This window comes from Sphingobacterium sp. UBA5639 (assembly GCF_002421245.1).
In the GTDB taxonomy this organism is placed as follows: domain Bacteria; phylum Bacteroidota; class Bacteroidia; order Sphingobacteriales; family Sphingobacteriaceae; genus Sphingobacterium; species Sphingobacterium multivorum.
This window is the reverse complement of sequence record NZ_DIJR01000024.1, coordinates 163306-182939: the sequence shown is the minus strand read 5'-3', so window position 1 is coordinate 182939 and position 19634 is coordinate 163306. Positions and strand designations below refer to the sequence as shown.

General features: G+C 41.7%; 14 protein-coding genes. 5 read left to right on the top strand and 9 right to left on the bottom strand.

Annotation, left to right across the window (positions count from 1 at the left end):
- Nucleotides 1–68 precede the first annotated feature (68 nt).
- The gene (locus B4Z90_RS14640; RefSeq protein WP_286802626.1) at nt 69–1058 is read left to right on the top strand and encodes a GlxA family transcriptional regulator; all 990 of its coding nucleotides are present in this window, start codon (nt 69–71) and stop codon (nt 1056–1058) included.
- Between the two features lie 7 nt (nt 1059–1065).
- A complete protein-coding gene (locus B4Z90_RS14635; RefSeq protein WP_286751846.1) occupies nt 1066–1866 on the top strand; it encodes a GNAT family N-acetyltransferase in 801 nt (266 codons plus the stop codon).
- 60 nt (nt 1867–1926) lie between these two features.
- On the opposite strand, the gene B4Z90_RS14630 is transcribed toward B4Z90_RS14635, so the two are convergent.
- Nucleotides 1927–3129 carry an MFS transporter gene (locus B4Z90_RS14630; protein ID WP_286802625.1) on the bottom strand — a complete coding sequence of 401 codons (1203 nt, stop codon included), beginning with the start codon at nt 3127–3129 and terminating at the stop codon, nt 1927–1929.
- A 170-nt stretch (nt 3130–3299) separates the two neighbouring features.
- Here B4Z90_RS14630 and B4Z90_RS14625 point away from each other — a divergent pair, with 170 nt between their 5' ends.
- Nucleotides 3300–4898: a sulfatase family protein gene (locus B4Z90_RS14625; RefSeq protein ID WP_286802624.1), complete on the top strand. Its 1599-nt coding sequence runs from the start codon at nt 3300–3302 to the stop codon at nt 4896–4898.
- Nucleotides 4899–4940: 42 nt separating this feature from the next.
- On the opposite strand, the gene B4Z90_RS14620 is transcribed toward B4Z90_RS14625, so the two are convergent.
- The 5 genes from B4Z90_RS14620 to B4Z90_RS25215 all read right to left on the bottom strand — a co-directional run bounded on the left by B4Z90_RS14620 (nt 4941) and on the right by B4Z90_RS25215 (nt 14055).
- Entirely contained in the window at nt 4941–5738 is a 798-nt protein-coding gene (locus B4Z90_RS14620) for a GIY-YIG nuclease family protein (RefSeq protein ID WP_070564333.1), read from the bottom strand.
- Nucleotides 5739–5864: 126 nt separating this feature from the next.
- Nucleotides 5865–7898 (bottom strand): heavy metal translocating P-type ATPase, encoded by a 2034-nt coding sequence (locus tag B4Z90_RS14615; RefSeq protein WP_286802623.1) that lies wholly within the window; start codon nt 7896–7898, stop codon nt 5865–5867.
- Nucleotides 7899–7932: 34 nt separating this feature from the next.
- The gene (locus B4Z90_RS14610; RefSeq protein ID WP_286751841.1) at nt 7933–9243 is read right to left on the bottom strand and encodes an efflux RND transporter periplasmic adaptor subunit; all 1311 of its coding nucleotides are present in this window, start codon (nt 9241–9243) and stop codon (nt 7933–7935) included.
- Between the two features lie 7 nt (nt 9244–9250).
- The gene (locus B4Z90_RS14605) at nt 9251–13573 is read right to left on the bottom strand and encodes a CusA/CzcA family heavy metal efflux RND transporter (RefSeq protein WP_286802622.1); all 4323 of its coding nucleotides are present in this window, start codon (nt 13571–13573) and stop codon (nt 9251–9253) included.
- A gap of 152 nt (nt 13574–13725) precedes the next feature.
- Nucleotides 13726–14055 (bottom strand): DUF6660 family protein, encoded by a 330-nt coding sequence (locus B4Z90_RS25215; protein ID WP_376746117.1) that lies wholly within the window; start codon nt 14053–14055, stop codon nt 13726–13728.
- 503 nt (nt 14056–14558) lie between these two features.
- Here B4Z90_RS25215 and B4Z90_RS14600 point away from each other — a divergent pair.
- Nucleotides 14559–16163 (top strand): hypothetical protein, encoded by a 1605-nt coding sequence (locus B4Z90_RS14600; protein WP_286802621.1) that lies wholly within the window; start codon nt 14559–14561, stop codon nt 16161–16163.
- A 131-nt stretch (nt 16164–16294) separates the two neighbouring features.
- Complete coding sequence (locus B4Z90_RS14595; RefSeq protein WP_256603458.1) at nt 16295–16426, top strand: hypothetical protein; 132 nt, start codon at nt 16295–16297, stop codon at nt 16424–16426.
- 99 nt (nt 16427–16525) lie between these two features.
- On the opposite strand, the gene B4Z90_RS14590 is transcribed toward B4Z90_RS14595, so the two are convergent.
- From B4Z90_RS14590 to B4Z90_RS14580, 3 genes are all read right to left on the bottom strand, one after another.
- Nucleotides 16526–17185 carry a DUF6266 family protein gene (locus B4Z90_RS14590; protein ID WP_286802619.1) on the bottom strand — a complete coding sequence of 220 codons (660 nt, stop codon included), beginning with the start codon at nt 17183–17185 and terminating at the stop codon, nt 16526–16528.
- 392 nt (nt 17186–17577) lie between these two features.
- A complete protein-coding gene (locus B4Z90_RS14585) occupies nt 17578–18744 on the bottom strand; it encodes an alpha-hydroxy acid oxidase (protein ID WP_046676335.1) in 1167 nt (388 codons plus the stop codon).
- 99 nt (nt 18745–18843) lie between these two features.
- Entirely contained in the window at nt 18844–19614 is a 771-nt protein-coding gene (locus tag B4Z90_RS14580) for an SDR family NAD(P)-dependent oxidoreductase (RefSeq protein ID WP_286767548.1), read from the bottom strand.
- Nucleotides 19615–19634 lie beyond the last annotated feature (20 nt).

Sequence of the window (19634 nt, the reverse complement as noted above, 5' to 3'; positions counted from 1 at the left end):
CGTTTCGGTATATTTGAATAGTATCAAATAAGCGTACTATCGTTTATTCAATCTTATAAACTTTCAACATGAAACACCTAACGATCTTAGTTCCAAACAGTCAGACAGGCCCTAATACCATATCGTGCATTATTGGAACATACCATGTATTCACCGAAGCGAACCGCTATTACGATCAACTGAACAGGGAGCCTATATTTATTATAGAATTAGCAGGAGTTTCTAAACAGAGTAACTTTGTCAATGGATTATTAACGGTCATGCCACAGAAAGATATCACTGCAATTCAAAAAACAGACCTCATTATTGTACCCGCTGTCATTTCCAATTTTACTGCAATAGAAGCTGGGAATAGCGTTCTTTCAGAATGGATATTACACCATCATGCCAAAGGAGCAAATGTTGCAAGCATGTGTACCGGTGCATATCTGCTCGCATCCACGGGACTTTTAGATACCAAAAGCTGCTCTATCCATTGGAAATCAGCAGCAAACTTCCATAAGCTCTTCCCCAAAGTCAACTTAAAAACAGAACAAATTATTACCGATGAGCAGGGAATCTATACCAATGGTGGCGGTTATTCCTTCCTCAACCTCCTCCTTTACCTGGTTGAAAAGTTTTACGACAGACAGACAGCGATTTATTGCTCCAAAATATTTCAAATTGATATTGCCAGACAAACGCAATCCGATTTTATGATCTTTAATGGTCAAAAGTCACATGGCGATGAAATGGTCATGCGTGCACAGGACTATCTCGAGAATAACTTCTCAGAAAAAATCTCCATGGAGAAGTTATCTGAAAAATTCACCGTCGGACGCCGGAATTTCGACCGTAGATTTATTAAAGCGACAGGTAATACACCTGTGGAATATCTTCAACGGATAAAAGTGGAATCGGCAAAAAAGGAATTGGAAAGCTCGCGGAAAACGGTAAATGAAGTAATGTACGCTATTGGGTATACTGACGTAAAGGCTTTCCGTGAAATATTCCGTCGGTTTACGGGACTATCCCCCCTTGAATATAAAAACAAGTACAATAAAACCGCAATAAAATAGAGGCTACATGAATTTTGATCCTATTCAGTTTTCCGATCTTCCCATAATTACAACGCTAAGTCCGGAAGGATGGGGCAATATCACGATCAAAATACAACACTATATAGAAAGCCCTTTTTGTTTTCCCATAAAACTCCTGGTCGATCAGAAAATTGTCGCCATAGGTACGACCATTATCCATAGTAACGTAGCCTGGTTGGGACATATTATCGTTGCTGCCGATGAAAGAGGAAAAGGCTATGGGAAACACATCACCCAAGAACTTATTCATATAGCAAATAGCAAAAAATGCAAGAGCATCCAACTCATTGCAACGGATATGGGCGCTCCAGTTTACACAAAACTCGGCTTTAAGGAATCTTCTTCCTATCTTTTCTTTGATGATATACAGATCACTCAGCTTGAAGAACCGGACCACAGCATACAGCACTATCAATCCCGTTATAGCGAGCAACTTTTGGCACTCGACCAGAAAACTGCTGCCGAAAATAGACGGTTCGAAATAGAACCACATTTCACGGCTGGCTTTGTCTATGTGGAAAACAAAACTGTCCGCGGCTATTACCTTCCCACTTTGGGAGAAGGTCTTATTGTCGCCAATAAACAATCCGCCGGAATGGCTTTGTTAAAACTCTATTTAAGGCAAAATTCCAAAATTGTACTACCTCAAGAGAATACAACCACAGTTTCCTTCCTATTGAACCAAGGAAATCCTATAAAACGCCGGGCCAAGCGCATGTACCTGGGTGAAAATATCGATGTTCAATTTAAGTCTATCTTCAATAGAATTGGTGGAAATATTGGTTAACATCAATCCTATTCGCTATTTTTTTAGGACCGACAACAAATTTCAAGACGACATGAAGGATTATGAAAGTTGACCAACGGCATCCTCAAGAACTTCTTTGTTATCCATAGTCGGCTGCTTTTTGCTTCGTTGGATGTAACATAAAGAAATGACTATCCCTAATGCCGCCATTACCGCACCAACCAAAGCTGGAGAAGTGTAACCATAGCCTTGATTAATAGGCACACCACCTAAAAAAGCACCCAACGCATTCGCAATATTAAAACATGCAGGCCCCAGAGAAGCAACCAACATTTCAGCATCACTCTTTACCGAATTAAGCAATAATAGGGTTAACGAAGGTACAAGCGCAAAAGTAGTGACTCCGGTTAAAAAAGTCATCACCAAGGATATCCCAACGTTGTCGGACAGGCCATAAATAGCCAGCATACATAAAATCTGAACCACCAATACGGCTACGACCACCTTTGTTGGCGAAAAAGTATCCGTCAACTTCCCGCCGATCAAATTCCCCACAAACATACCCAATCCAGCCAACACCATAATATACGGCAGGTATTTATCAGCAATCCCAGACACTTCAGTCATCAGCGGAGCAATATAACTTATCCAGGCAAACAACGCCCCTGGGGCCACTGAAAATAATAAAACCATAAACCAGACATTCACATTGCGAAAAATGCCAAAGTCCTTCCAGGGATTATTTTTAGGTGCTGCTTTCATTTTAGGCATCCACAACTTTAAGGCTAACATGGTCAAAATACCGACGACAACAATCAATAAGAAAGTATAACGCCATGAAAAATGATGCCCTATATAGGTACCCAATGGAACCCCAAATAAATTGGCAATGGTCAATCCCGAATACATCGTCGCTACCGCCTGCGCTTCTTTCCCAGGATCGTCCAATCGACTAGCAATGACAGACCCTACTCCGAAGAAAGCACCATGCGGCAATCCTGAAATAAAACGCGACACCAGCAAAAGACCGTAATCTGGAGCAATCACAGATAATCCATTAAACAGAGTAAATAATCCCATGAGGGTAATCAGGGTTTTAAGGGGCGACAACCGATTCATAGCAACTACCAATAGTGGAGCACCAATAACAACACCCAAAGCATAAGCGGTAATGAGATAACCAGCTTCCGGAATTGAAACTTGCAGGCTTTGGGCAACGTCCGGTAACATCCCCATCATACTAAATTCGGTAATACCTATCCCTAATCCCCCTAGTGCAAGTGCTAATAAACTCTTCTTCATATATAAGTAAAATTATCAATACTGCAAATTTCTATCAGAATAATAAAATAAACAAATCATTTAAATAGTAAAAGGTATCATTAAACTAATAGCATCATCTTTGTCTCAATGAAAACAGCTATATTAGCTTGTGGTAAAAACGATCGTCGCAACACATACAAACCTTAACCATGAAATTGCATCATTATATTCTTACATTCACCTTGTACGCATGTGTACCTTTTTGGGCATTGGCACAAAAAGAGCAGACAAAAAAGAATCCAAATATTGTATATATCATGAGTGATGACCATGGTTATCAAGCGATCAGCGCTTATGGTTACGGATTAAATGAAACACCCAATATTGACAGATTAGCAAAGGAAGGTGCCATTTTCACACGTGCGACCGTGACAAATTCATTATGTGCGCCCAGTCGGGCTGTACTTTTAACGGGAAAGCACAGTTATATGAACGGGAAAATTGATAATGAGGCAAAATTCGACTGGAATCAGGACAACTTTGCCAAGATTCTTCAAAAAAATGGGTACCAAACAGCATTAATTGGTAAAATCCACATGGATGGGTTGCCACAGGGATTCAACTACTCCGCGGTACTTATCGACCAGGGCGAGTATTATAATCCTAACTTCATTATCAATGGTGTGAAACAACAAATGCCAGGCTATGTATCGGATCTCACCACCGATATGACCTTAGATTGGATCGCTAAAAGAGATACTAGTAAACCATTCTGTGTGCTTTATCATCAAAAAGCGCCACACCGAGAATGGCTACCTGCTTTACGGCATATTCAACAATATACATCAAAAACCTATAAAGAACCGGACAATCTATTCGACACCTACGAAGGAAGAGGAACCGCCGCAAAAACCGCGGAAATGAATATCCTTAAACACATGAACTGGGCTGGCGACAATAAGATACCGCCTACGCTAATGGATGAATTGGGACTAAAAGAATATCTATCTTGGGATAAAGCTGCCTTTAATGGAAACTTAGGAAGAATGACCGCAGCACAACGTGCAACATGGGATTCAATATACAACCCAATTATGGCAGATTTTAAGATAAAATATCCCAGCATGTCCAAAGAAGACCTGATGCGCTGGCGATATCAACGCTATATGCAAGATTACCTGGGTACCGTTGCAGCGGTAGACGATGGTGTTGGACGCCTATTGGAATTTCTGAAAGATAATAGACTTGACGAAAATACCATTGTCATTTATACCTCAGACCAAGGATTCAATCTAGGTGAACATGGTTGGTTTGATAAACGTTTTATGTATGAGGAATCGCTTCGAACTCCCTTATTGATCCGCTATCCAGCAGAAATTAAAGCTGGCCAATCCTCAAAAGCACTTGTCCAGAATCTCGATTTTGCCCCAACAATCCTAGATTATGCAGGACTTGCAATCCCGAAAGATATGCAGGGAAAATCTTTTCGTGGCCTACTCAATGGAAAAGAAAAGCAATGGCGCGATGCCGTATATTACACCTATTATGAGTATCCTTCCATTCACATGGTAAAACGACATTATGGAATTCGTACCGAAAGGTACAAACTGATCCATTTCTATTATGACAAAGATGAGTGGGAATTATACGATCTAGAAAAAGATCCACAGGAAATGCAGAATGTATACCATGTACAAGGATACCACAACGTACGTGAAGAAATGCATCATAAACTGGACGAAGCGCGAGCCTACTATAAAGATTCCGATGAGAACGACAAAAAGTTTTTACCAAAGGTGAAACATTGATTTACTGGTGTATCAAGCCAGTAAATCAGTGTTGATAAAAATTTAAACAGGGTTGAGTTTGAAATAGCGTCTCAAAATACGTCTAACATCTCTGTTCTCGGCCTTGAAGACGATGGCTTCTCGCTTTTTCTTTTCGCTAGAAACACGCTTATTGCAGTAGCCAAATCCTTTATACCGACCGTCCAACAAGTAAACAAGGCCCTTTTCATTGGGATTACGCCCTAAAAATTCCAAAAATATTTCGCCCAGCGGAAGCTCCGAAGAGACGACAAATTCCTGCACTCTTCGATTATAGTCTTCTGGAAGCTCCTGCGCAATACAAGCCCCCTTGCAGGTCTTCAACATATACTGAAAACAATGTTTCGTATACGTCTGTAACTTGTTTATTTTTTGACACAGCTGATAAGCTTCCACGATATGAAATAATTGCTCCCGCCCCTCCTGGTAACTCGAAAAAGTCATTAACTCTTCACGTTCGGGATCAAGTGTCTCAACCTGCAAGACTTGATAACCTGACGGATTCACAGCCAGATAAAGGCCAAATCCATAGTAAGTTCGACGCTGCGCTCGATTGTAATAGGGTTGGTGTTTTTTGATCAGGTCAGATTCATACAATAACGCAAGTAATTCATGACCGGTCAGTTCAAATCCAACTCTACAGGCTGCTCCTTGGATTTTACGTTCCTTAAAATCTGTACTTCTAAAATGCTGCAATAACCTATTTCTAATATCGATACTCTTGCCCACATAAATTAGCGCATCATGCTTATCATAAATATAATATACGCCGACTGCTGAAGGTACTCCTTCAAGCAATCCGGCAATTTGCTCTTTCGTCATTACATAAAAATCACGCCCAAATATACTAATATATTTAGTGTTTTAGATGATGGCTAAAAAAAATAGGCATACACCCACCCTTCATTTCATCCAATGAAAAGGGCGGGTGCAACTTGATGCTAAATGTCAAAATTTCATTTTCTGAATTCTTATGGCATTCAATATCGCAATCAACGATACGCCAACATCGGCAAAGACTGCCTCCCACATCGTTGCCAATCCCCCAGCGCCAAGAATCAACACGATCCCCTTAACTATGAAGGCAAGGCCTATATTCTGATAAACGACTTTTTTCGTCTCTTTTCCAATGCGAATCGCCATTGGAATTTTCGAAGGTTTATCATCTTGTATCACGACATCTGCCGTCTCGATCGTCGCATCACTGCCCAGTCCCCCCATCGCTATTCCAACATCGCTCAGTGCGACAACCGGAGCATCATTAACGCCATCCCCCACAAAAGCAACAGATTCGTTTAGTCCCTTTATTTCCTTGACTTTATTCACTTTATCTTCCGGCAGCAGATCGCCATAGGCCTGATCTATTCCAAGTTCCTTGGCAACATAGGCGACAACAGTCGTCTTGTCCCCGCTCAGCATTGTGGCTTTTACACCGAGTTTATGCAGTAGCTGTATGGTAAGCGCAGCATCCGCTTTTATGCTATCAGCAATGGTCATGAATCCTACAAATTTACCATCCAAAGCGATCGCGATGGTCGTATATACGATACTATTGGGATCGATATCATAGACTACATTAAATTTGTCCAGCAATTTAAAGTTGCCCACCAGCAACACTTTGCCATCAGCCATAGCTTTTAGTCCATGTCCAGGGATTTCTTCTATGGTATTGAGATCGACAGACTCATCGATCGGACCGACATATTCTCTAATCGCTGTTGCAACTGGATGGCTACTGTGGCTCTCTATTTTATTGACGAGCTTTAAAATCCTTGCTTCGTCGTAACCGGCCTGTAGCTTAATTTCCTGCACTTTAAAAACGCCGGCAGTCATTGTTCCGGTTTTATCCATCACGACATGGCGGATAGCTGCCATCGCATCCAAAAAATTACTGCCTTTAAAAAGTATACCATTTCTACTTGCAGCACCAATTCCACCAAAATACCCCAAAGGAATTGAAATGACGAGTGCACAGGGGCAAGAGATCACTAAAAACACGAGAGCCCTATACAACCATTCGCTAAATACATATTGATCCACAAACAAGTAAGGCAGGAGACAAATTCCAATGGCCAAAAACACGACAATTGGGGTATAAATCTTAGCAAATTTGCGAATAAACAGCTCTGTGGGTGCTTTTTGAGCCGTTGCGTTCTGTACGAGCTCGAGGATTTTGCTCAACTTGCTGTCCTGATATGCTGTTGTCACTTGAATTAGGCTCACGGTGTTCATATTAATCATTCCAGCCAGTACAACATCACCCTTCATCTTTGTATCTGGCTTGCTCTCGCCAGTCAGCGCAGCTGTATTAAATGCACCTTGCTCAGACAACAATTCACCATCAAGCCCAAGCTTTTCACCAGGTTTCAGCTGAATTATTGCTCCAATACCTGCATCGGCAGCTTTGATCACTTTGCTCTTTCCATTCTCCAAAATGGTCACCTCATCCGGACGCTGATCCAGTAGAGCCTTAATATTACTTTTAGCCCTACTTACCGCCAAGGTCTGAAACACCTCTCCTACGGCGTAAAACAACATTACCGCTACAGCCTCGGGGTATTCTTTGATCCCAAAAGCGCCTATGGTAGCAATACTCATTAACAAAAACTCCGAAAAGATTTCCCCTTTGGCTATACTCTTTAAAGCATCCCTGATAACAGGAAACCCAACCGGTAGATAAGCTAATATGTACCAGCCTGTACGGACCCAATCCTTAAACCAGGATTGTGCAATCCAATTATCCATGGCTATAGCAGCAATGAGTAAGATAAAAGAAATTAGCGCAGGTAGAAATAACTGCATCTGACTGGCCCCTGCCGTCGAGTGATCGTGACCGTCCTCATCATGGCTATGGTCATGACCTTGGCTGGAAGCCGGAGCTTTCCCAATAAGATCCTCAGCTCCACCCTGATTATATATTTTTTCGGTCTGTGTACAACAAAGCTGCCTGCCTTGTGCATCATAACGATGTTTATGTTCCATCACTTGCTTTGATTATGTTAACAAATACGGTCAATTAATGTTCGTGCCCACCTGTATTGCTCATTTTGGCATTGATGAAAAAAGCACCCTTCACAACAATTTTTGTTCCAGCAGGCACTTCTGTAACCGGGGTAATCGCCGTATATCCCAAAGCAGATACGCCTTTTTGAATCTCAATTTTTTCAAAATTGATGTTTTTAGCCTGTTCTTCTCCATGCTGCCCGGCTTCTTGCTCATTTTTATGTGCATGTTTTGCTTCACCTTCATCGTGCGCATGCCCGTGATCGTCATGCCCCTCCTCATGCTCTTCCGGTTTCTTGTTGGTCTCCACAAAAATATAATACTTGCCGTCAGCCTCCACGATTGCGTCATTCGGAACAGCCGGAGTCCGCACATTTTTGACACCGATCATACCCGTAATGTTCATCCCATCAATCAACCCCACTTTGCTGCCCACAACCGTACTGTGTACAGCGATGGTCTTGCTGTCATTTTCAAATGAAGATCCAATTGTAAAAACTTTAGCGGTATAGGTCTTATCCGGATTGTTGGTCAGCTGAAAGTTGATGAGCTGTCCGACTTTAACCAAAGGTAGATCCTTTTCAAATACCTGCAGATCCAAATGCAACAGACTATTGTCAACAATCTCGATCACCGGAGAAGAGACATCCACATAACTCCCTATTTTCGCAAAAACATTACTAACTGTTCCATTGATAGGGCTAGTTACGGCCAGTGAAGTTCGCATATTGGACAGATTCACGCTATTGGGGTTAATACCCATCAATTGGATCTGTTGTTGCAAAGAAGCCTTTCGGGCCCTTAAACTGTTGAAGTCTGCTGTTGCGGCCTGCAGATTTTTCCGTGCGCCTGCATTGCCTTCATTGAGTTCCTGTTGCCTTGCCATTTCTTGTTCGGCCAAGGTAATCTTACTTGCCAGGGATACATATTCCTCCTGCAATTGTACAAACTGGGGGTTGATAATCGTGGCGATCACCTGCCCCTTACGCACATTGTCCCCCAGCTGCACATTCAATGTCTTTACAACACCACCATAAAGCGCCGTCGCATTCGCTTTATTGTTATTGGGTACACTCAAAAGTCCATTGGCCTTAATGGTAGCTGTTAGTTCCTTCTCTTCAATCCCTCCAAAAACGATTCCCACAGCCTTTATTTGTGCAGCACTCAATGCCGCCACCGTAACCGGCCCTTCCTCATGCTCCGCTTCGGCTTTGGGTACTTCCTTTCCTTCCGGTTGACCTTTACGCTCCGACTCATTAGAACCGCAACCGTAAAAAACAGTAACGGCTACACATACGATAAATATCTTTATGAAAACTTTCATTGTTGCCTTATTTGTTATTGAAGTAATTATATTGAATTGCTGATTGATTATACTGATTGAGGACTTCTAAATAATTCTGGCGAATGCCAATGGCCTGACTTAAAAATTGGCTTAATTCAGCAAAATTGATCTCCCCCGTTCTATAACCCAAACTAGCTGCTTTAATAATTGCATCAGCTTGTTTTAACCCCGAAGACTCATAAAATTGCAGCAATGCACTATTCTTGTCAATTTCAGCAAGTGCATTCCCTTTATTTGTCTGGAATACCTGCGTATCATATTCCAACTTACGCTGTTGAACTTCCATTTCAGCGTTGGCAACCTTCACTTTACTTTTATAGGCGCCCAAGCTAAAGACCGGGAAGGATGCGGAGACCGAGAATCCCGATAATGGATCTTTGGCTCCCCAAACACGTTGGGAGAAAAATCGACCCGAGAACTCAGGCTTATTGGTATTTTTCTGAACACTGATGTTTGATGAAGCGATATTTACATTTTGCTGCTGTAAAACCAGTAAAGGATGCGCCGTTTCATCTGATGGACTTGCGTCCACGACAATCTTCTCCAAGGATTGATCCAATGGGAGCATCCACTCATTACGGTCTAACAACATCATCAATTGCTGTTGCTGAATAATGATATCCTTTTTGTTTTGAACAAGTTGTGCCTGCAGCTCTTTCAGCTTTGCTTCAGCCGCAATCTTATCCAGCGCAGCTACGTCACCTGTTCTAAAGCGAAGTTCAGTTGCTTTGAACATGGCGGTATAGATACTATCCAACTCCATATACAGTTTTTGGCGATCCTGAAGATACCAGAGCTGAAAATAGGCTGTCCTCACGTCTTTGGTAATCGCAGTTTTCAATACATCTGTATTTAGGTTCACATATTTTAGTTGTTCTTTAAAATACGCCTTACGCGCAGTGTAGAGTCCAGGCCAGGCAATACTTTGCGTTATACCAATTTTCAATAAGCCGGCCTTATCCGTAGGACGGTAATCTTCATTTTCTGCAAAAATCCCGGTCTTGGGAATTTCAGTCGCCGTCTTAACATTGAAACCAGCGCCCACGATTTCAGCCTGGTTGATCTGAAACTGACGATTGTTCTTCAGCGCAGTTTCTACAGCTTCTGTGACAGAAATGCGCTCCTGTCCAAACACCTGAGATCCCAAAGCCATAAATAGGAAAGCAAGTATTGTGACGATGGTCTTAGCACCTCTACTTCGTTTCATATTCAATTTAGAATTAAAAATTATATACAATAAGGGTAGCACAAACAAGGTCAGGAAAGTTGCCGTTACCAATCCGCCAATAACAACCGTTGCCAAAGGTTTCTGAACTTCAGCGCCGGCACTTGTACTTATTGCCATCGGTAAAAAGCCCAGTGAAGCCACGGTCGCAGTCATGAGTACTGGACGCAGACGAGTCAACGTACCTTCTTTAACGCGTTGAAAAATATCATCGACACCCTCTTTTTTCAACTGATTGAATGTCCCAATTAAAACGATACCATTGAGTACGGCTACGCCAAACAAGGCAATAAAACCGATACCGGCACTAATACTGAAAGGCATGCCGCGCAACATCAACGCAAATACACCCCCGATAGCACTCATTGGAATTGCAGTAAAAATAAGCGTCGCCTGCTTAAAGGAATGAAACGTGAAATACAACAGCATAAAAATAAGCAATAAGGAAACTGGCACAGCAATCAACAAGCGTGAGCTCGCCTTCTGTAAATTCTCAAACTGCCCCCCATAGGTGAAATAATACCCTGCAGGAAGTTTTACATTTGCAGCCAATTGTTGTTGGATATCTTTTACGACGGTTTGAACATCACGCCCGGCCACATTAAATCCAATCACAATTCTTCGTTTACCCGCTTCGCGGCTGATCTGGGCCGGCCCCAATTTATAATCAATGGCAGCGACCTGAGAAAGCGGAATCTGCGTACCCGTATCTGTAGGAATCATCAGATTACGCACATCATCAATGCTGTTTCGATGCGTTGTATCTAACCGGACGACCAAATCAAAGCGACGTTCATTTTCATAGATCTGTCCCGTGCTTCGACCGGCAAAAGCAGTACTCACCACGTCATTGACGTCCTGAATCGTCAAGCCATAATTTGCAATACGGGTGCGGTCATAAACGATATTGATTTGTGGGAGGCCGGATACACGCTCCACTTGTGGCGAAGTCGCCCCTTGAACGGATTGAATCTGCGCGGCAACCACATTGGCGTAAGCGGCCAGCGAATCGATGTTTTCACCGAAGATCTTTACAGCAACATCCTGACGGATACCCGTCATTAGTTCATTAAAACGCATTTGAATAGGTTGGTTTTTTTCGAAGAAGACACCCGGAATTACTTCTAGTTTCTCCAGAATAGCGCTCCCCAGTTCTTCATAAGAACGGCCCGACTTCCACTCTTTTTGAGGCTTCAATACCACCATAATATCTGTCGCTTCCGGTGGCATAGGGTCTGTTGGTACCTCAGCAGCTCCTGTTTTACCGACAACCATCTTCACCTCATCGAACTCTTTGATAATCCGGGATGCCTGCATCGAGGTTTCGATACTTTGCGAAAGTGAGCTTCCCTGGGGAAGTATGCAATGGAATGCATAATCACCTTCCTGCAATTGTGGAATAAATTCGCCTCCCATATTCTTAAAAAAGAAGGCCGACAAAGCAAAAATGGCAACGGTTAAACTCACGATTAGGTATTTAAACCGAATGGCTTTTTGTAATAAAGGCTCATAAATACGTTGCAGTCCCGCAATCATCCGGTCGCTCAACGTTTTCTTGTCGCTGTGTTTTTTCGGTAGGAACAGAGCGCACATCATGGGGATATAGGTTAACGAGAGAATCAATGCGCCGAAAATAGCAAACCCAACTGTTTGTGCCATTGGACGAAACATTTTCCCTTCAACACCCACTAATGTTAAAATTGGAATATAGACAATAAGAATAATAATCTCACCAAAGGCTGCACTGGTACGAATCTTTGAAGCAGACTCAAATACCTCATGGTCCATTTCGGCCTGGGTCAATTTCTCGGTAGACTTTCGTAAGCCTAAATGGTGTAGTGTAGCTTCCACCACAATGACGGCTCCGTCTACAATCAAACCGAAATCTATCGCGCCCAAACTCATTAAATTGGCGCTTACGCCGAAGACGTTCATCAGTCCAAGTGCAAATAGCAGCGCCAGTGGAATTGCCGAAGCAACGATAAGACCCGCACGCAAATTCCCAAGAAATAAGACCAGGACAAAAATGACGATCAGGGCACCTTCAATCAGATTTTTTTCAACGGTACTTATCGCACGCCCAACGAGGTCTGTCCGGTCCAAATAAGGCTCTATAACCACATCGTCAGGTAGCGACTTTTGAATAGTCGGTAGTTTTTCTTTCACGCGGTTGACCACCTCATTGCTGTTTTCACCCTTTAGCATCATGACGACACCTCCCACAGCATCAACCTCACCATTGTATGTCAAGGCACCATAGCGCACAGCATGACCAAAACGTACATCCGCAACATCTTTAACATAAATCGGTATTGCTCCTGATTTTCGGATGGCAATATTTCTGACATCTTCCAAGGAGGTCGCCAGCCCAATTCCCCGAATAAAGTAGGCATTCGGTTTTTTATCAATATAGGCACCGCCTGTATTTTGATTGTTTTTCTCCAGGGCAGTAAATAGCTCTGGAATGTTGATATTCATCGCCTTAAGTCTATTCGGATCAACAGCTACTTCATATTGTTTGAGCTCACCACCGAAACTATTGACCTCGGCAATTCCAGGTGTGCCATAGAGCTGACGGGCAACAATCCAATCTTGCATGGTGCGCAAATCTTTTGCGTTGTATTTCTTTTCGCTTCCCTTTTTGGGATGTATAATATATTGATATACTTCTCCCAGTCCAGTACTCACTGGAGCCAGCTCAGGTTTACCAATACCTTGTGGAATCTGATCCACCGCTTCTTTTAAACGCTCACCAATCAGCTGACGGGCAAAATAGATATCTACATCATCGTCAAAAACAACAGTAATGACAGAAAGTCCAAAGCGCGAAATACTCCTGATCTCCTCAATTTTGGGTACAGTTGCAATACTTTGTTCAATTGGAAAAGTAACCAATTGTTCCACTTCCTGCCCGGCAAGCGTTGGACAAGAGGTAAAGATCTGTACTTGATTATTGGTAATATCGGGAACGGCATCGATTGGCAGTTTCGTTGCACTCCATGCCCCCCATATGATAAGCAACAAGGTCATTAAACCGATAATGATCTTGTTCTTAATGCTAAATTTTATAATATGATCTAACACAATTATACGTGATTAATGCTTAAATAATAGCTCGTTAGAATAGCTCATCTTTTGTCGTAATACCATACAACAAGCGTATTCCGAGCACAAAGCTGAATAAAGAACAGCATAGCATGCTCTATCAGATTTGTTTCTAGAATTTTTACGAAAAATTAAGCATTAACCTTTGGCGGCTGCCAGATGCTCCCAAAATAACTGGAAACAATCGCTGTATTGAGGACAGGATTACGATTATCAAAATAAATTGAAACCGGGACACCATCTATTTGCGGAAATTGATACGCATAAGCCATTATATTTCCACTACAACAATTGCAATAGCAGAAAATCGAACAAGCATCGGACGCGTCATCATTATGTTTATGAGTTTGGTTTAATTGTCTTTCCATAGCAGTCTGCTCGCAGCGATTGGTAGAATCACTGCAGGGAACAAAAGAAAGTCCCATAATATATGCTATCAATATGAAAACAATTAACCTCATGAATGCACAAATTTAAAAAAATAAATTAAAATCTCCGCTTAGTCTCAGAAATCTATTGCGATCATCACATCATATTCTTCCTAAAAAACAATGGAACAGTTGCCCTCTATCGAACGCTTTTCTTAACCTTAAATCCACACAAAACCGCATAACCCAACAAAGAACAATCACTCGATACTAATATTAATTACAAGTAAATTATTATTCAAATAAAACGAATTGTAATTAACAGAAAAACAGCATAAAACATGTTTAAACAGCTTTAAAGCAGCAAATAATTGTATTGTAGATATTTCTCTACACGAAAAATAAGATAATACAAATACGTCATATTAAGTAAAATGCTATTTATATAATTGCATCGATAAAAAATAATAGCCACAAAAAAAAGCAATCGTATACCATATTTTAAACACAAACAGGCATACACCTGCAAAGACAGTACAACAAATAAATCAATAACTAAATCAAAAAATCAATAACAAAACAAAATGTCAATTAACATGAATCTAATCCCCCATCACCGACTGACTAACCTGTTCATGCTGGGTTGCAGTGCTTTCGCGCTTAGTCTCTACTCCTGTAACAAAAGTGGAGAAAACACCGCATTGACAGGAGAAACTGTCGTTAAAGTCAATCTTTCGGGTGTAGAAGCTTACACTGAAACGGACAACAATGCTGTTCAAAAGCAAGCATCTGCAAAAGCTTCACGCACATCAATCGATGCACCTGATGTACAGGAAATGACAGTACCGCTTGAAAACGGTGGTTCTGTCGACGTGGTCCTAACAAACAATTCAGCGATCACAAAAAGCCTCGTCGCTTCGTCCACCCCCAAACTAGCGGCTGTCCAGACACAAGAGAAGCCATTGGACAAAAACGTTAAATATAAAGTTGTTGTCTATGACAACCAAGGCGCTTACGTAACGGAAAAGATTTATAGCTATGGTGAGGAAGCTACTGCTGCAGGTATCGTTCTTGACGCTGGAAAATCTTACACGTTCATTGCCTATTCGATCAATAGTACCACAGCATTACCGGGTATCAACAATCAAAATACACTGTCCACTGCCAGCTTAGACAATATAAGTGATGATTTGATGTATTACACGGGCACATTAACGTTAAAAAGTGGTGTAAATAACTTAAATGTTGTATTAAAACACCGGTTTAGCCAAATTACCACAACATTGACCATGGATCCAAGTATGACCGGAGCTATTACTCAAATCGGGACTGCCGTATTAAAACCTAGTCATGGTAGTGCAAATTTGAAATTCTCAGACCAAACACTAACCTACAATGCCTTGAACAACGCAGGCGTGACCACGCAATTCCCGGCTTTAGGAAATGGCCTGCATACCGTGATCAGTAACCCCTCTTTATTGATCCACCCGGCAACCAGCAATGGAACACTGATGCTCGGTAGTCTAACACTGGATGATGAGACTAAAACAAACATCACCATTCCAAATGTTAAGATCAATCCCGGACAGAAATACGATCTGAAACTCAATTTCAGAACCTGCACAAAAAATGTAACCAGCAATGGCCTGGACTGGAGCTATCCGGCAACTACATCGGGAGGTAAAACGGGTATTATGAAAGATGGAAAATTCTATGCCAATGGAACGACAATCGATAGAAATTTCACTGCCCCAGCGGCAGACTATGGTTTTGTTTTCGACATTACCGAACTGGACAATGCATTTAACATGGAAGTAAATGGTGTCAAATTGGCGAAACAAGAAATTCAATTTGAAGTGGGTGCCTCTTCTGCTCAAAACATCCAGTTTGTTGATGGAAGCAAATACGCAGGCAACAATATTGAAACTGGTAAAAGAATTGATCAGGTCTACAACATGAAAGGTACAAGTGCAGCCCCATTGATCAAGCTTGTCATCAGCAGAACTGGCCAGGTTACCATGTTTGGTAGCAAAACATCCGGCGGTCCTTTATATGAACTTAAACTCGTTAATGGCAACAGCTTCAACACATTCCCTTGGAGTGCAACACAAAGCAACACCGTAAAAGTGACCCAACTTGTTGATGGACGTACAATTATCAAAGGTGTAGGTGCTGGAAAGAAGAAAATCCCTTGTCAGTAGTCACCATTAGTCAATAAATAGATCAATAATCTTAAAAATTAAATACACGCTGAGCATAACAATAGAAATTCAGCAAGGATAAAAAAGGTATTATGGAAAAGAAATTAGCATACATCGCCCCTCGAATAAACATGACGACGATCGAACTTGAACAAGGTATCGCCGCCGGTTCGGCATACGCCAGACCAGAAGACGCCAACAGCGGTAAAGTGAGCGAACAATGGGAAGTAGGTTCAACAGACAATAGAAATATCGACTGGTAAACTATTTCCAATATGGATAAAAGGAAGGGGCTAGCCGAATGTGGATAGCCCTTTTTTATGCTATATTATATTACACGATCGTGTCAGCACTATGTATACTCAAATCGTTATTGGACCCAAGTGCAGACTGTCTGTATTACCTCCACCGTAACTCTCGATAAAAAAGATATACACCTGATAGGTCACTTCCTTTCTATGTTTTGGCATTTCAGTATGTTGTTTGCCAGATAGTAAGCTACCTTTGAAGTCGTTCATGACAAGTGAATATCCGTTCCCGTTATCCGCTACATTATACAGGACCAAGAAGGAATCGTAAGTTCTGGTATTGAACTTTTCCTCCAGATAGGCGTCATATTCCCAGGTAACCTGAAGTACTTGGTTTTCTTTGTCAAAATTCATTGTGCAGGAAGTGATGGGATTGGGGCTTCCTTTGGCAATCATAAATTTCTGCCAGTCAATCAAAAAACCATTTTCTTCCTGGATAAGCGCTTCTTTCAAATTATAAGACATCGCGACATCGTATGCCCGTTTAGGATAGCTGTACGCTTTATACCCCATATTGATGATCGGTTTTAACTGGCTAATATGTGACCTCACCATTTTGAAGCGTTTTCTACTGAGCAGTTGCTCAGGACTGGGCTCCCGTTTTTTAACACGAGGGAGAGATCGTACATAATTTCCTGTTTTAGTCGACACAAATACAACAGAACCTGCTTTCCCGGAAACAGTTCCATTAACACCATTTTTAACGATTGCCATAATTGCTTGATAATGTTATAGATATTAAAGATAAAAATTATCAAGGAAACATACTCATACCAAATTAGGTGAAAAAACAATTTTTATTCAATATTTGGACAGTAATTAGTCATTGTTTATTCAGTCTCCACTGAGCAAGCACTGAACAAGCACTGAACGAGCACTGAACAAGCACTGTTAAAATCGCGAATTTGGCCTCCGATTGATCTCCGTTTGCTATATCGAAAACTTAATCATATTACATCAAAGCCAACTAGCTTTTATGTCAAACTATAAAACAAAAAATGTCTCCTACATTTGCTTCATACAAACATAAGAGACATTCTCTTCTTTCTATGGTAGGCCTGATTCCCACCTCAACGCTGGATCGAAAACTCGACCTGCTACAACGGTTACAGGACAGCCTGTAGACGTTGCGGCAAATCTTCAATCTTTGAAAGACTCAATTGCTTCATAACCTGATACAAATGTGTCTTGAACATATTGATTGTATGTTCCCCACCTTCATTGCCCAATGCGCCAACGCCATACATAAATGGTCTTCCCATAAAATTGAAATCCGATCCAACCGCATGGGCGCGGGCTAGGTCAACTCCCGATCGAATACCACCATCTAACATGATTTTTATCTTATTTTTATATTCTGGGTTGCTCGCCAAATGGATCAATGAATTGATCGAAGATTCACTTGCGTCGAGCTGTCGTCCACCATGATTTGAGACAATGACTCCATCCACGCCCAATGCGATAGAAGCCTGCATATCTTCGTCGGTGGCAATCCCTTTAAGCACCAATGGCCCTTTCCAAAGATCGCGAATAGCTTTAATTTTCTCAACATCTACCTTACCGGTAAATGTTCTATTCATAAACTGTCCCAGCTGCGCTAAATCAAGACCTTTTTCCATATAAGGCTTCAATGTTGCAAAAGAAGGAATTCCATGTCTTAATGTTTCTATCCCCCAAGTTGGGCAGGCAAAAGTTTGCAAGATATTGGCGATACTCATTTTAGGCGGCATAGACAATCCGCTTTTTATTTCACGATAACGAAGTCCAAAAGCAGGAACATCGACCAAAACTACCAATACGGGACATTCAACAGCCTGTAGACGTTGAATAATATCATCGCGCAATCTGTTTTCTGTCGGATGATAGAGCTGGAACCACGCTTTCCCATCAGATACCTCGGCAATACGTTCAATACTACTTGTTGATACAGTACTCAAAATATAAGGAACATCATTTTTTGCAGCCGCTTTCGCAAGAATCTCTGGCGCATTCGGCCACATCAATCCCTGAAGTCCAATAGGTGAAACCCCAAAAGGCGCACTATAACGGCGACCAAATAGTTCGACCGAAAGGTCTATTTCTTCACTCGCAAGCAGATATTGAGGCTTCAACAGAATATTATCAAAATCGTTTTCATTTCTGGCAAGGTTCAATTCTTCATTGGCTCCTCCGGTCAAATAATCAAATGCAAATTTGGGAATCCTTTTCTTCGCTTTAATCTTTAGATCTTCAACAGAAGGATAACGGGTATTATATATAAATTTCTGGCTCATGATTGATGTATTATTTATAAGCAGTCTACAACTGCGCGCCAAACTTAGATAAATTGCTTTTCAAATGCAAGCTAATTATAGTTAATATAAAAAAATCTGTCACACATTTCTGCGGTAGCCCAACTCGGCACCTCCACTTACAGGTAGATTTACCCCTGTAATAAAGCGCGCTTGGTTTGACAGCAGAAACACACAGGCATCAGCAATGACATCACCGTCAGGACAGTATCCAAGCAAATGAATATCCTTCAAAAAATCAAAAACCTGTTTCGGCTGTGGTTGCTCCAGTGTCCATTTGTTGAGCATGGGTGTCATAACAGCTGCAGGCATAACCGAATTGACACGTATGCCGACAGACGCATAGTCTATGGCCATCGATTTTGTCAACGCATTGATAGCCCCTTTTGTGGCAGCATATGCCGCATGGTTCCCCTGGCCTATTTCCCCTACTAAGCTACTCGTATTTAGAATACAACCGGCAGATTCCTTTAAATGGGGGTAGCCATACCGTGTAGTCAAAAGAACACTTTTCATGTTGGTATCCAGTAACCTTATCCATTCATCGTCCGTCGTTTCATGCAAAGGTTTTGATGGACTTGCCAAGCCAGCATTGTTATGGATTGCATCAAGCCGCCCAAAAACAGCAACGGTCTTTTGGATAGCTGATTCAACTTCCCTGGCCTGCGTGACATCCGCACAGATGCCCATATGTGGTGCCCCGATCAGTTCAGCTGTTTCATCCACAGATGCTTGATCGAGACCAACAAAGGCAACCTTTGCCCCCGCTTTGACATAGGCTTTTACACATTCCAAACCGATACCAGCACTTCCTCCGGTAACCAATATGATTTTATCTTCTAAGATTTTCACGTTCTATTATTCTTGTATTT